Source organism: Brunnivagina elsteri CCALA 953 (assembly GCF_002289455.1).
Classification (GTDB): Bacteria; Cyanobacteriota; Cyanobacteriia; order Cyanobacteriales; family Nostocaceae; genus Brunnivagina; species Brunnivagina elsteri.
Genome location: NZ_NTFS01000167.1, coordinates 1 through 13727, shown reverse-complemented (window position 1 = coordinate 13727; position 13727 = coordinate 1). Strand labels below are relative to the sequence as shown.

At 39.3% G+C, this 13727-nt stretch carries 12 protein-coding genes; 6 read left to right on the top strand and 6 right to left on the bottom strand.

Features of this window, described 5'->3' with window-relative positions:
• Positions 1–213: 213 nt before the first annotated feature.
• The gene (locus tag CK510_RS15575; RefSeq protein WP_095722575.1) at positions 214–756 is read right to left on the bottom strand and encodes an REP-associated tyrosine transposase; all 543 of its coding nucleotides are present in this window, start codon (positions 754–756) and stop codon (positions 214–216) included.
• A gap of 329 nt (positions 757–1085) precedes the next feature.
• Here CK510_RS15575 and CK510_RS15570 point away from each other — a divergent pair, with 329 nt between their 5' ends.
• Both CK510_RS15570 and cysE read left to right on the top strand, forming a co-directional pair.
• A complete protein-coding gene (locus CK510_RS15570; RefSeq protein WP_095722574.1) occupies positions 1086–2525 on the top strand; it encodes a phosphoglucomutase/phosphomannomutase family protein in 1440 nt (479 codons plus the stop codon).
• A gap of 261 nt (positions 2526–2786) precedes the next feature.
• The gene (gene cysE / locus CK510_RS15565; RefSeq protein ID WP_095722573.1) at positions 2787–3581 is read left to right on the top strand and encodes a serine O-acetyltransferase; all 795 of its coding nucleotides are present in this window, start codon (positions 2787–2789) and stop codon (positions 3579–3581) included.
• A gap of 103 nt (positions 3582–3684) precedes the next feature.
• On the opposite strand, the gene CK510_RS15560 is transcribed toward cysE, so the two are convergent.
• Positions 3685–4443: a Ycf66 family protein gene (locus tag CK510_RS15560; RefSeq protein WP_095722572.1), complete on the bottom strand. Its 759-nt coding sequence runs from the start codon at positions 4441–4443 to the stop codon at positions 3685–3687.
• Between the two features lie 305 nt (positions 4444–4748).
• Between CK510_RS15560 and gnd the strand changes: the two genes are divergently transcribed.
• On the top strand, positions 4749–6179 hold the full coding sequence (gene gnd / locus CK510_RS15555; protein WP_095722571.1) for an NADP-dependent phosphogluconate dehydrogenase: 1431 nt from the start codon (positions 4749–4751) through the stop codon (positions 6177–6179).
• A 323-nt stretch (positions 6180–6502) separates the two neighbouring features.
• Here the strand turns inward: gnd and CK510_RS15550 are convergent, their stop codons facing one another.
• From CK510_RS15550 to CK510_RS15540, 3 genes are all read right to left on the bottom strand, one after another.
• On the bottom strand, positions 6503–7681 hold the full coding sequence (locus CK510_RS15550; RefSeq protein ID WP_095722570.1) for a serine/threonine-protein kinase: 1179 nt from the start codon (positions 7679–7681) through the stop codon (positions 6503–6505).
• Between the two features lie 289 nt (positions 7682–7970).
• Positions 7971–8579: a hypothetical protein gene (locus tag CK510_RS15545; protein WP_095722569.1), complete on the bottom strand. Its 609-nt coding sequence runs from the start codon at positions 8577–8579 to the stop codon at positions 7971–7973.
• A gap of 203 nt (positions 8580–8782) precedes the next feature.
• Complete coding sequence (locus tag CK510_RS15540; protein WP_095722568.1) at positions 8783–9391, bottom strand: thylakoid membrane photosystem I accumulation factor; 609 nt, start codon at positions 9389–9391, stop codon at positions 8783–8785.
• Positions 9392–9683: 292 nt separating this feature from the next.
• On the opposite strand from CK510_RS15540, the gene CK510_RS15535 reads away from it, so the two are divergent.
• Positions 9684–11021 carry a Mur ligase family protein gene (locus CK510_RS15535; RefSeq protein ID WP_095722567.1) on the top strand — a complete coding sequence of 446 codons (1338 nt, stop codon included), beginning with the start codon at positions 9684–9686 and terminating at the stop codon, positions 11019–11021.
• Positions 11022–11119: 98 nt separating this feature from the next.
• On the opposite strand, the gene CK510_RS15530 is transcribed toward CK510_RS15535, so the two are convergent.
• Positions 11120–11521, bottom strand: a complete 402-nt coding sequence (locus CK510_RS15530) for a hypothetical protein (RefSeq protein ID WP_095722566.1) — start codon at positions 11519–11521, stop codon at positions 11120–11122.
• Between the two features lie 356 nt (positions 11522–11877).
• On the opposite strand from CK510_RS15530, the gene CK510_RS15525 reads away from it, so the two are divergent.
• Together CK510_RS15525 and CK510_RS15520 are read left to right on the top strand one after the other, a co-directional pair.
• Positions 11878–12699 carry a type 1 glutamine amidotransferase gene (locus tag CK510_RS15525; RefSeq protein WP_095722565.1) on the top strand — a complete coding sequence of 274 codons (822 nt, stop codon included), beginning with the start codon at positions 11878–11880 and terminating at the stop codon, positions 12697–12699.
• A gap of 314 nt (positions 12700–13013) precedes the next feature.
• Complete coding sequence (locus CK510_RS15520) at positions 13014–13679, top strand: SanA/YdcF family protein (protein ID WP_095722564.1); 666 nt, start codon at positions 13014–13016, stop codon at positions 13677–13679.
• Positions 13680–13727 lie beyond the last annotated feature (48 nt).

The following is a 13727-nucleotide window of genomic DNA, read 5'->3' as shown; positions in this document are numbered from 1 at the left end:
GATGTTGGATGGGAATAATATAAAAAATTATCGAATTATTTTATTGTAGGTTGGGTGAAGGCTTTGCGTAACCCAACATTTTATTCAATATTTGAAACGTTAATTTTTAGCTATTTAAGTAATTTAAATAATTTCTGTTTTCTTGATATCATGCGTTGGGTTACGCAAAGCCTTCACCCAACCTACAATAAAATAATTCGATAATTTTTTATATTATTCCCATCCAACATCTTCGGTAAATTCTATCTCTTCTCCCGTACCCCAATTAATATCATAAACACCCTTTTCCACATACAACAGAAAACTGGAATATCGCCAATCTTTAGGCGTTTTCACATATGCATGTCTAACAGGGTTGTAATGTATATAATCAAAATGCCTGACAAAATCATGTTCATCTTTAATTTGATGTTCCCAGAATCTGCGCTGCCAAACCGCTTGTTCGCCCTTTTTCTGGCGCGATGCTGATATTTTTCCTTTGTATTTTGCATCGCAACGAGAGCTAAAATAACTTTTAATCAATCGCCAGCGTTTGGAAAAGTCACTATCTCCCGGTGGTAATGTCCAAAGACAGTGAATGTGTTCTGGTAATATAACAATTGCATCTATCACAAATGGATATTCGACAATAATTTGTCTGAACGCTTGTCGTAATAATATGATATTTTCCGGTTCGCAAAGAAAACCTCGTCGATTGTGGGTGACAACCGTAAAGAAAAATTTTCCTCCCTCGATTTTGGCTCTACGATATTCCATGAAGTCCTTGAATACTGCACAGAAATTATACGAAATTAATCTAAAATCATTGGTAAAAAGCAGTCTTTTTTGCGTTTTTTACGGAACTTAAAGAATATTAGGCAGCAATTTTTACTTACAAATTAGTACAATACCACTTCAACGATTTTGCATGTTGGATTATGCGATCGCTTGACTCTCAAGACAGTCGCTACAAATATATTATTGATATCCAGATAAAATTAGCTTCTCAAAAGAATCGCACCCCATTATTTTTGTACCTAAGTGATTTTTTACCCGCTACTCTGTGTAAATGTTACAATCCTGAGTGGGAAAGTTAGGATATTTCGATGGCTTCTTCAGCTAAATCAATCAAATTTGGTACGGATGGTTGGCGTGGTGTAATTGCAGACGAGTTCACATTTGAACGTCTTGCTTTAGTCGCACCAGTCGCAGCGAAAGTTTTATTTGATACCTACGGAGAAAAAGTCGGAAATCGTAAAATAATCGTCGGTTACGATCGCAGATTTATGTCGGAAGAATTTGCCCTGAAGGTTGCGGAAGTGGTATCTGCGGCTGGATTTGATATTTTATTGAGCGAAACTTTTGCCCCGACTCCGGCTTTTAGTTGGGCAGCGAAACAGGAAAATGCTTTGGGTGCTTTGGTAATAACTGCTAGCCATAATCCTGGTAAATATTCGGGTTTGAAGGTAAAAAGTGCATTCGGTGGTTCAGTACCTTCAGAGGTGACACAAAAAATAGAAGCATTATTAGAAACACCCCTAGAAGTTGCTGCAACACCTGGAAAAATCGAAAAATTTAACCCTTGGGATAGTTATTGTACGGGGATTAGTAGCAAAGTTGATATTACCAAGATTCGTAATGCGATCGCATCTTCCAAGCTAACTGTATTTGGTGATGTCATGCATGGTGCTGCGGCTGGTGGTTTGGCGATGCTACTAGGTGATAATGTTAGGGAAATTAATAGCGATCGCGATCCGTTATTTGAAGGGGGGGCACCAGAACCTTTACCTAAGTATCTCTCCAAACTGTTCGGAGTCATGAAACTACATCGCGAACAAAATCCCAGTGGTTTGAATGTCGCTTTAGTATTTGATGGAGATTGCGATCGTATTGCCGCAGTCGATGGTGCAGGTAATTTTCTCAGTTCGCAGATTTTAATCCCAATTCTCATCGACCATTTAACCAAACGTCGGGGTTTTACTGGGGAAATCGTCAAAACTGTTAGCGGTTCGGATTTAATGCCTTTAGTGGCAAAATTACACAATCTCTCAGTGTTTGAAACACCTGTCGGTTACAAATATATAGCTGACAGAATGTTGGAAGCATCTGTATTGCTAGGTGGTGAAGAGTCGGGGGGTATTGGTTATGGAACCCATATTCCTGAACGGGATGCTTTACTTTCGGCATTATATGTGCTAGAAGCAATCGTTGAGTCGGAGTTAGATTTGGGGGATTATTATCGGGAATTACAAGAAAAAACTGGCTTTTTCTCCGCATACGATCGCATTGATTTACCCTTAGCGAGTATGGAAGTTCGCGCTAAGTTACTTGCACAATTACAAAAGGAACCATTAAAGGAAATCATTGGACTTGCGGTGACAGACTGTAAATCCATCGATGGTTATAAATATCGTCTTGCCGACAATCGTTGGTTAATGATTCGCTTTAGCGGAACCGAACCTGTGTTGCGGTTGTATTGCGAAGCTGCGACTTTAGAACAAGTCCATCAAACCCTAGCTTGGGCAAAAAACTGGGCAGAATCTTAATCTCAATTAGGAATTAGCAATAAATAAATTACCCCAATTGTAGGGGCAAACGGTTGTTTGCCCTCATTTATTTATATATTTCCCCTAATTTATATATTTGCCCTGATTTACAGCACTTTTCAGGTAAGCGAGTACACAAATCACGGGGCGAACAACCGTACTCCGAAACGGAGAAGCAAGCTACGCCCTTACAATTATTACTAGACCGAAAAAGGCTAAGATAGACTAGAGCTATTTTGGCAAATCGAGGATGTTGTGAACGTGTTATCTACACTCCTAGCTGACTTCCGTATTATATTTGAACGTGACCCGGCAGCGCGAAACTGGTTGGAAGTACTGTTTTGTTATCCCGGTTTGCAGGCATTAGTCTTTCACCGGATTGCACATCGACTCTACAACCTCGCCATTCCCTTTATTCCCCGGTTTATGTCCCACATTGCCCGGTTCCTAACTGGTATTGAAATACACCCCGGAGCGACAATTGGGCATGGAGTATTCATCGATCATGGAATGGGAGTTGTGATTGGTGAAACAGCAATTATTGGCGATTATGCCCTAATTTACCAGGGTGTAACCCTTGGTGGAACCGGGAAAGAAATCGGTAAACGTCACCCAACTTTAGGCAAAAACGTTGTCGTCGGTACAGGGGCAAAAGTTTTAGGAAATATCGAAATTGGTAACGATGTCCGTATTGGGGCAGGTTCTGTTGTCTTGCGAGATGTCCCTTCTGACTGTACGGTAGTTGGGATACCAGGACGTATAGTTTTTCGCTCTGGTGCGCGGGTAAATCCCTTAGAACATGCCAGTTTACCGGATGCTGAAGCTCAAGCGATTCGGGCATTAGTAGATAGAATTGAGCAACTCGAACAACAAGTAAACCAGTTGCAAAATTCACAAGAAAAAGCTACCTTACCCAGCAACATACCAGTATTTTTCGGTGTTGGAGACTCTCAAAACCTAGAGCAAGAAATACGTAGCGACATACACGAGATACATAATTATTGTCGTCTCAAAGATAAAGCAATAGAAGAATTTTTAGATGGTTCAGGAATTTAAGTGGAATTTGGGGAATGAAATGCGCGATCGCACTTGTCAATTAAATATCTAACAGGTAACTAGAGACATTGCGATCGCGCTAAAACATAAAACTGCCCGTACCTCAAACAGGGGGATTTTGTGTTGTATCCTCTACAGGTATTTCTGCTGTCGGAGCCAATACCGCATCGGGGGCTATTTCCTCCACGGGAATACTTGGTCTATCCTCTGAGTTAGCTTGTGCATTTTCGACTAACTCCGCAGATGGAGGATGAGGGGGAACAGCTTCAATTGGTGTAATTTCAATTACTGTTCTTTCAGCACTTGTAGTATCAACTGGTTGACTATCGGTTACAGCAACCTCAGGGCTATTTATCTCATTTACTTCCACAGATACCGCAGATTTGGTATCAGTTGGAGCATCTGTTGTCAGTGCTTCGATAATTTGTGCTGGGGAAGCAGTCGCAGAAGTCGTATCTTGAGGCTTATTTTTGCCAATTGCTTGTTGTGCCTTATTTTTTGCTCCAGAAAACAAACCACCAAGACGCTGGGGTAAAGATATTTTATTAACTTGCTGCTTGACTGTTGCTTTGACTTCTTCCACAGTGGGTACAGGGGTTTGTAGGGCATTTGGGGTCACTTGACGGCGCAATGTGAAGGTTTCCCATCCAAACCAATATATTAGGCTGACGCTGGCGATATGACCTAGCAAAAGACCCCCACTAAGGCGGTGTGCAAATATCCATATTACCAATGCGTAAAATAAACCGACACCACTCCAGATAAAATCATTTTTGCGATGAACCTCAGGGAAAAAGAAAGCCACCATGTAAATCGCTACGCTGCCAACTAAGACAGCCAAAGCTAGGATATATGCCAGCATTTTTGTTACTCCTCTTTACTGTGCTGATTGGGCATTGGGCATTGGGGATTGGGCATTGAATATTAACTGGTATTTAAGCTTTTCCCTATTTTCCTATTCTCCATTCCCCATTTAATTATTTCAATTTCGCGATTTTTGCAAGGGATTATGTTAATTGAGATACAAATTTAAATTTTTTATCTGTATAAATCAGGTATTTGTACTCTTCGCCATAACTCTTAATGTCTTCTTTAGGGAAGATGGGAAATTCTCAGACTACCCTAAAAAAGAGAAGGAACAGCAAAAAGAGTTAGCTATATAGAATTATGACATTGCAAAGCTTTGGTGTGATTGGTTTGGCTGTTATGGGCGAAAATATCGCGCTTAACGTAGAACGTAACGGCTTTCCAATCGCGGTTTACAACCGTTCACGAGAAAAAACTGATGCCTTCATGGCGAACCGTGCAGGTGGTCGCAATGTTGTCGCTGCATACGATTTGAAGGATTTCGTCGCTGCTTTGGAACGTCCCCGTCGTATCTTGGTGATGGTACAAGCTGGTAAGCCAGTAGATGCGGTAATTGAACAACTTAAGCCGTTGTTGGATGAAGGCGATATTATTATCGATGGCGGTAACTCTTGGTTTGAAGATACCGATCGCCGTACCAAGGAGCTAGAACCAACTGGTTTACGCTATATCGGTATGGGAGTAAGCGGTGGTGAAGAAGGAGCTTTAAACGGTCCTTCCTTGATGCCTGGTGGTACCGAAAGTTCCTATGAATTCCTATCACCAATTTTTAACAAGGTTGCCGCTCAAGTTGATGATGGTCCTTGTGTAACCTACATTGGTCCTGGTGGTTCCGGTCACTATGTGAAAATGGTTCACAACGGGATTGAGTATGGTGATATGCAGCTAATCGCTGAAGCATATGATTTGCTCAAAAACGTTGCCGGACTCGACCACACCCAGTTACACTCCGTATTTAGCGAATGGAACACCAGCGATGAGCTTGATTCATTCCTGATTGAGATTACTTCAAATATCTTCCCCTACATCGACCCAGAAACCAAGAAACCCCTGGTTGAGTTGATTGTGGATGCGGCTGGACAGAAGGGTACTGGACGTTGGACGGTACAAACTTCCCTCGAATTGGGTGTTGCTATCCCCACGATTGTTGCCGCAGTTAATGCCCGGATTATGTCGTCTATCCGCGATGAGCGTATTGCTGCATCGAAACAGTTGACTGGTCCTTCTGGCAAATATAATGGTGATGTTAAAGCTTTCGTAAATAAAGTCCGCGATGCTTTATATTGCTCGAAGATTTGTTCCTACGCTCAAGGTATGGCGTTGATAGGTGCAGCTTCCAATACCTATAACTGGAATTTAAAATTGGGTGAACTAGCGCGAATTTGGAAAGGTGGTTGTATTATTCGTGCCCGTTTCTTGAATAAGATTAAGCACGCATATGATGAAAATGCGACTTTGCCAAACTTGTTGTTAGCACCTGAATTTAAGCAAACAATTCTTGACAGACAAACAGCTTGGCGCGAAGTTATTATGACTGCGGCACAGTTGGGTATTCCCGTACCTGCATTTAGTGCTTCTTTAGATTACTTCGATAGCTACCGACGCGATCGCTTGCCCCAAAACCTCACCCAAGCACAACGCGACTATTTCGGCGCACACACTTACAAACGCATTGATAAAGAAGGTACATTCCACACTGAATGGGTTCCTATCACTGAAGCTAAGAAATAAGCGATTTGTTAATTAGTTATTGGTTAATAGTTATTAGTTCTTCACTTTTAACTCGAAATCAATAGCTTTAATTTACTGTTGTTTAAATTTTAAATTACATAATTCAATATCCCTGACTTTTGATTTTTTAAAAGGTCGGGGATATTGTTTTTATTATTTTTTAAATTCAGAATAGACATCTCCGAAAAAGATTATCTCACGCAAATTAAGCCTCTCTCCCCTTCCCTTATTGGATGCTATTGGGAATCACTCGAAAGATGCTTCCTTTGTCAGCATGACAGTTTGAGTTTTCTCGTTTTGATTCCAAGTTTATTAGGAGATGTCTAATTATTTCCTAAGAATTTTGAACGCATTTCTTCTAATTCGTCATCGATTTTACTTTGACTAGGATTAGTTTTATTTGGCTGCTGTGATGCTGGATTACTATTATTTGCTGGCTTTCCACCACTAAGAAACATTGTTTTTATCTCGTTTAATTCTGTGTCAATCTGACTTTGACTCTGTTTTTGATTATTCGTTGTTGGTGGTTGATTCTGATTCTTTATTGGTGCTGGATTGACAGGTTTATTTCCAGATATATTTCCAGGTTGCCATTGATTTAAATCTTGCAAAACTTCATCTACACTTTGATAGCGACGTGCGGGAATTGTTTGCAACATACTATCCAAAATCGCCCCTAATTCATGACTGAGAGGAGTTGTTAAAAACTGTCGCCAAATCCAAGTATCATTATGAATATCATGTAAATCAAACGGGGATTTTCCCGTGAGTAAATGTATACAGGTGACACCCAAACTATAAATATCGCTAGCAAACAACGCTTTTCCGCGAATTTGTTCTGGTGCGACATATTCTGGACTACCAATACTCGTACCTGTTTTATTTAAATTCTCGTTTGTAGCGACTTTTGACGCACCAAAGTCAACTAATACTAAATTACCAGGATTTCCCTGTGCGATCGCAGTCGAACGTCCAGGAAGTGAACGACGACGAATAATATTTTCCGGTTTGATATCGCGATGAATCACATGACGAGCATGGCAAAATTGTAACACTGGCAATAAATCGTCAAGTAAATGACGAATTTGCGTTTCGCTAAAAATATTACTCTGGGCTAGCTCCTGCGCCAAATTATACCCATCAATAAATTCTTGAACTAAGTATTGTCTATCTTCTTGGGTAAAATAAGCGAGTAAATCAGGAATTTGCGGATGTTCTCCCAATTCATCGAGACGCATTGCCTCTTGATTGAATAATTCCACTGCTTTTTGTACAGTGCTGGTTCCCTGTGCTTGTGGGTAAAATTGCTTAATCACGCAGTGGGGTTTGGAAGGTTTATCCTCATCCACAGCTAAAAAAGTTCTACCAAAACCACCTTGCCCAATGGGTTTAATTGCCCGATACCTGTCTTTTAGCAGTAGCTTAGAACCACAGGTTAAGCAAAATCTTCCATCGTTAGTGTTTTCAGGTTTCGGACAACGGGGATTTAGGCAGTAACTCATGTGTTGGTTGCGATCGCACTTTCCTCTATTGTGCCTCAATCATGGAAATTATGATAGATTCTCGTTATACCCCAGAAGAAAGGCAGAAGGCAGAAGGCAATAAAATATATAAGCTTTTTTACTAAGTGAATAATCAGTCGATTGTACCCAACTTCTAATTCCTAACTCCGTATTAGGGAACATCAAGAAATAAATTGTCCTAAATCGTTGTAGGGGTGGGGTCTCCCCACCCTTCGCGTGATAGTGTTGATAAGTATATGATTTGAAGATTTTATTTTCTGGAAGTACCTTAAGTAATAGGTTGTTGACCAGGATTTACAGCATGAATATACTCGCTACCAGAAGCAGGAAATCCTCTTTTATAACAAGCTTCTTCTGGTTTCCCCCATCCCAACTGCAAAACTATCTCTAAAAATTTCGACTTTTCGTACACTAATAAACCAGCCCATTCAGAACGTTTGGTAATACGAAAATAATCTTCTATTTCTATCTGTTGATGCAGTTTACCGTGGTTAATACTCAAATATAAATCCATACCCAGGATAACTTCTTCCCAAAATTCTAAAATCTCATTTTTTGCAGCTTTTAATATCTCGATATCACTAGTTAAAGCTGCCAATTGCGCGTCAACTTCAGGATAAGATAATTTTTTACCTTTAACAGTAACTTCTTGCCAAATTATTCCCGAAACATTATTTTCAGATTGATATTGATGAATCGCTGCTTTAAAATCTTGATATGCAGTAAACTTTTGTAGTCCTTCTGCTTGAATAAATTGGTCAAGTATCGGACTTCCTGAAACAGTTACATCTAACTTCAGACGTTCTCCTTTTAAACAAGCTTGACGTTCACTTGCCAAAATTTGGATTAGTTCTTTGGTAGTGTAAACCTTTGTCATCAGAACAATCCTTACAAATAATACAGTAGAGACGACCCGATGGGTCGTCTATATAAAAATTAGAAATTAGGAATTAAGAATTAAATAATTCCCCCTTTCCTATTTTTTGAATTATGCCTCGTTTTTATTGTAAATGCAGTATCCAATAACACGATTTTCTAGAACAATCTAAATATCATTACTTAGACTTTGTTACCTACTTGTTATTTACTTAACTCACTACTAAACTCATTGAAAGAACGACGCTTCAATTCCGTAGACTCAGTACGTGGTAACAAATCAAATATGACTCGGAATTTGTCGTCTATTTCTTCAAAAGGAACTTGACCTTTTTTATCTAAAACTACTTTACCCTCTTGATTAAATACTACAACTTGGGGAACTCCTCCAGTGTAGTAATAACCTGGTTCCGTGGGTTCGTATTTAGCCTTCACTGGAATCATATCTACATCAATGGGAATAATTTCGGCGACACGACCATAAAATGCTTGTACCTGGGAACCAACGATCGCATATTTTTTGCAGTCGCTACTGTCGTCAACATAGAACATTAGAAATACTGGTTTATGTTGGGAAAGTGCGGTTGCGAGGGTTGCTTTGGATGGAACTAGGGAACCGTTACCCGCGTAAACCACGAAAACATTACCATCGTAATGGTCGTCGTTAATACCAGCAAATGCAGGCTGGGTAATTAATAAACAAAAACAAACTACTAATAACAAGCATTTAGAAAAAATCTGCCGGCATTTTGAAAGTATATTTTGGAAGACGTATTGGAGTAGATTTTGTGGATGGGAATTAATCGGATTCATCAAAAAGAACCTTTCAACCTTGATATTTATTGTCAATTTGTACTGAAAATAGCAGACTGGACTGGATAATAATTCATGCCTGCACCATTTTTAAGATAACAGGGAGTGGGGAATCTAGAGACGTGATATATCTCGTCTTTACGGGTATTACGAATGATAAATTACCTCTTCCCCTTTCCTTTGTATTTTTGGATGCTGGCTTTTTTGCCGAAGATTCGCTAAACTCTCGCTAGTTAAATTTGTTATTTTATTTTGACTGCTAGAATAATTGCCTCAAAATTAGGGTACGGATGTGGGAAATAATATTGGTTTAATTGATAGGCTAAAAGTTGGTTTAGCAGTGTCGATCGCGAAAAGTGTAACCTTTGGGGTACGAAGTCTGAAACTTGGTGCTGCTAGCGTCATGCCAGGTGCGATCGCGCGCAAGATGGAACCCCGTTTGCTACAATTACTTAGTCAGCAGGTAAAATATGGGGTTATCCTTGTTGCTGGCACAAATGGTAAAACCACAACTTCGCTGCTATTGAAGGAAATTCTCGAACGCAAGGGTTTTCGTGTCGCTCACAATTCCACTGGTGCTAATCTGGAAAATGGATTGGTGACTGCTTTGATGGAAAGTGCGAATACGTTTGGTGGGTTGAATGTTGACTACGCAATTTTGGAAGTTGACGAGAATATCGTTCCCAAGGTTCTTGCCCCTATCCAACCTCAAGCTATTCTCGCTTTAAATCTATTTCGCGATCAACTCGATCGATACGGGGAAGTTGACAGTATCAGTAAACGTTGGACAACAGCGATTTCTAGCAATTCACCTAATACTACCGTCATTCCCAATGCCGATGACCCCACATTATCCTATCTTGGTCAGCAATTATCGCAAAAAGTTGTATTTTTTGGCTTAAATGAACCTGAAAAATATTTAGCAGAAATTCCCCATGCTGTAGATTCTATTTATTGTCCAAATTGCGGACATTCCCTTGATTATGAAGGGGTTTATTTGTCACATTTAGGTGAATTTAACTGTCCAAAATGCGACTTTAAACGTAGCAAACCTGATTTAGATAGCAGCGAATGGTCACAGATTTTAGTTGGTTTATATAACAAATATAATACTCTTGCCGCAGCGACAGCAGCGAAGGTATTAGGAGTTGATGAAACAACAATTCGTGAAACTATTCCTACTTTTCAGGCAGCATTTGGACGTGCTGAAGAATTGGAAATTAATGGGAAGAAAGTCCGAATTCTACTATCAAAAAATCCTGTGGGAACTAACGAAACAATCCGCGTTATCACGGAAAGCAATGACAAAACTACGCTATTAGTTTTAAACGATAGGGTTCAGGATGGCGAGGATGTTTCCTGGATATGGGATGTAGATACTGAACCATTAGTGCAAAGAGGTGGAACTTTAATTGTCAGTGGAAATAGGGTTTACGATATGGCTTTACGTTTGCGTTATAGTGAAGCTTCACTTGATAGCAAAATGACTTTGATTGTCGAAGAAGATTTAAAAATGGCAATCAATAAAGCTCTGGAACATACTCCAGCTAATGAAACATTACATATATTACCAACTTACACTGCAATGCTCGATGTCCGAGAAATTTTAACTGGGAAGAAAATTCGGTAATTTTAATATATTAATTTTAATATCTGTAGGGGCAGAAATGTGATGTATTTTGGAGGAGGAGAGACGCGATGTATCGCGTCTCTACATTATTACTTAAATTACTGTAATTTTATCGCGGCACATTGTAATGGTAAAACTTCTTCTAAAGTTAATTCATGGTCAGCAGTGAGATGACTATTACAACATATGGTACTGAAAAATATAGGTTTTGTGACAACTTCTGAAAAGTGTTTTTCTAGCAACAATCGCGAAGTAATATCACCCAACAAATCACCTAAATCTTTCGTTAATTGGTCTTTATCATCTCTGTGAACCATTCTATACTTAAATGGTTTCTCACCAACAATTTCCCTAATTGCAGAATCAAAACTATCTGGTTTAGCGTCAACATAAGCAAACGAAACTTCCTCAAGAAATTTCCAAGCAACAGGAAAAATATCACGAATATTGTCGAGATAATTTCCACTCTGATAAACTAAAGTCGCTGTTTTACAGTCCATTTTCGTTTTGCCTTTCACCCTATTTTAGTAATTGGATAATGCACAAAAAATATCACTCTAAATACAAACATCTAGAGTGTATCGGCAAACTTAATTCAAAAAATTTGGATATTAGGTTCGCACCTGTAAAAAAATTGTGCAATAATCCGTCTTCCATCATATAACTATAAGTGACGTGACTAAGATAACATTTAGATTATTTTTAGATTGTTTTCTTAAATGTTTTTTAGAACATGCGCGATGCGCTTCTAGCATTAAGCTTTGCTTATCACAACCCAAAAAATGCTTTCCTTTGTAAATACTTAGTAATAAATTATATTCACTAATTCCCAATCTGAAATCTTCAAGAGGATTATATGAACTCACAAAAATACACATTAACAATCGGTTGGCTGTACCCAAACCTAATGAGTACATACGGAGACAGAGGTAACGTCATCACCATTCAACGTCGCAGTCAATGGCGCGGTTTTGATGTAACAATTGTACCCCTCGACCAAGCAGCAACAGCCGAAGATATCAAATCGGTAGATATTATTGTTGGTGGTGGTGCCCAAGACAGACAGCAAGAACTTGTAATGCGCGACTTGCAAGGGGCAAAAGCAGAGGCAATGAGGGAAAAACTCGATAACGGGACACCTGGAGTTTTTACCTGTGGTTCCCCGCAATTACTCGGTCATTACTACGAACCTAGTGTTGGAAAACGCATCGAAGGTTTAGGAATATTAGATTTAGTCTCAGTACATCCTGGTGAAAACACCAAGCGTTGCATCGGTAATTTAGTTATAGAAGTTACAGCAAAAAAACTTGCCCGTGACTTAGAAGAAATGATTGGGATGAAACCCTATTTAGTTGGGTTTGAAAACCACGGGGGGAGAACCCAACTAGGAAAAACCGAAGCATTAGGAAAAGTTGTTTACGGTTTGGGTAATAACGGCGAAGATGGAACAGAAGGTGCATTTTATCAGAATGCGATCGCAACTTATTCGCATGGTCCATTATTACCAAAAAATCCCTTTGTTGCTGATTGGTTGATTCAAACTGCATTGCGGTTGAAATATCAGCAACCGATTCAATTAACACCGTTAATTGATGATTTGGAGATGAAAGCACGAGAAGCGATGTTAAAGCGGTTGAAGCTTGATGTAGCAACGCAGCAAGTACAAGTCACTGTCTAATCGCTAAAAAATCAAGCATTACTATAGGGATGCAGAGCATTGCATCCTACATTTTGCGTTAAAATTGCCACAAATTTAAAAGCAAACCGAGGTTTAGAAGAAATTCTCAGATAAATTAAACTGTATGAGTAGGTAAAAGAAATTAGTCAAATATCAGATAATACGATGTCTGAAATTACGATCGCGATCGCAATTATTATTAAAACTGATACTTAACATTGGTTTGTATTAATTAGTCTAGGGAACCGGAAACAATGCGATCGCTTCTGTAGTTAATAGAATTGCTCAAATAATCCTCACACTAGAAATTAAACATGCTATCAAAATGGTTTTTACTTCACTGGAAAGTCATATTGGTGTCGCTGACATTAGGATTAGGCTCAATATTAACTCCCCTAGCGCTACATTTCTATGTCAATACAGCTACCAATACCCGCCGCTATACTGAAGCTTCTCAAGTGCCTAAACAAAAAATTGCCATTGTTTTTGGTGCAGGAATATACCCCGATGGTACACCAACACCAATGCTAGCAGACCGAGTAGATGCAGCAGTAGAACTCTACAAACAAGGTCGCGTCCAAAAGCTCTTAATGACAGGTGACAACAGCCGTGACGACTACGACGAAGTATCAGCAATGCAGCACTACGCAGTCACACAGGGCATACCAATAGAAGATATTACACTCGACCATGCAGGCTTTAGCACCTACGAAAGTTGCTACCGTGCCAAGGAAATTTTTGGTATCCAAAAAGCAGTATTAGTAACGCAAAATTTCCACCTTCCCCGTGCTATTTATACCTGTAAAAATCTAAGTGTAGAGGCAGTTGGATTAGGAACACCCGACTGGGGAAGCTACAATAAAACCACAGTTACCCGCTACACAGCAAGAGAAAAATTATCCGTATTGAAGGCATTGTGGGAAGTCCATATTAGCCGTCCATTACCGACATTTTTGGGTAAATTCGAGGGAATTAAATAATTTTTGTTGTTTTTGATTTTGTTGTTTTTAATAATAAGGATTAATTAA

What these genes read in the sequence shown, in the direction of transcription:
- CK510_RS15545 (WP_095722569.1), bottom strand. Translation starts at nt 8,579, where the DNA reads ATGACAAAGGTTTACACTACCAAAGAACTAATCCAAATTTTGGCAAGT.
- CK510_RS15570 (WP_095722574.1), top strand. Translation starts at nt 1,086, where the DNA reads ATGGCTTCTTCAGCTAAATCAATCAAATTTGGTACGGATGGTTGGCGT.
- CK510_RS15560 (WP_095722572.1), bottom strand. Translation starts at nt 4,443, where the DNA reads ATGCTGGCATATATCCTAGCTTTGGCTGTCTTAGTTGGCAGCGTAGCG.
- CK510_RS15530 (WP_095722566.1), bottom strand. Translation starts at nt 11,521, where the DNA reads ATGGACTGTAAAACAGCGACTTTAGTTTATCAGAGTGGAAATTATCTC.
- CK510_RS15550 (WP_095722570.1), bottom strand. Translation starts at nt 7,681, where the DNA reads ATGAGTTACTGCCTAAATCCCCGTTGTCCGAAACCTGAAAACACTAAC.
- CK510_RS15575 (WP_095722575.1), bottom strand. Translation starts at nt 756, where the DNA reads ATGGAATATCGTAGAGCCAAAATCGAGGGAGGAAAATTTTTCTTTACG.
- CK510_RS15525 (WP_095722565.1), top strand. Translation starts at nt 11,878, where the DNA reads ATGAACTCACAAAAATACACATTAACAATCGGTTGGCTGTACCCAAAC.
- gnd (WP_095722571.1), top strand. Translation starts at nt 4,749, where the DNA reads ATGACATTGCAAAGCTTTGGTGTGATTGGTTTGGCTGTTATGGGCGAA.
- CK510_RS15540 (WP_095722568.1), bottom strand. Translation starts at nt 9,391, where the DNA reads ATGAATCCGATTAATTCCCATCCACAAAATCTACTCCAATACGTCTTC.
- CK510_RS15520 (WP_095722564.1), top strand. Translation starts at nt 13,014, where the DNA reads ATGCTATCAAAATGGTTTTTACTTCACTGGAAAGTCATATTGGTGTCG.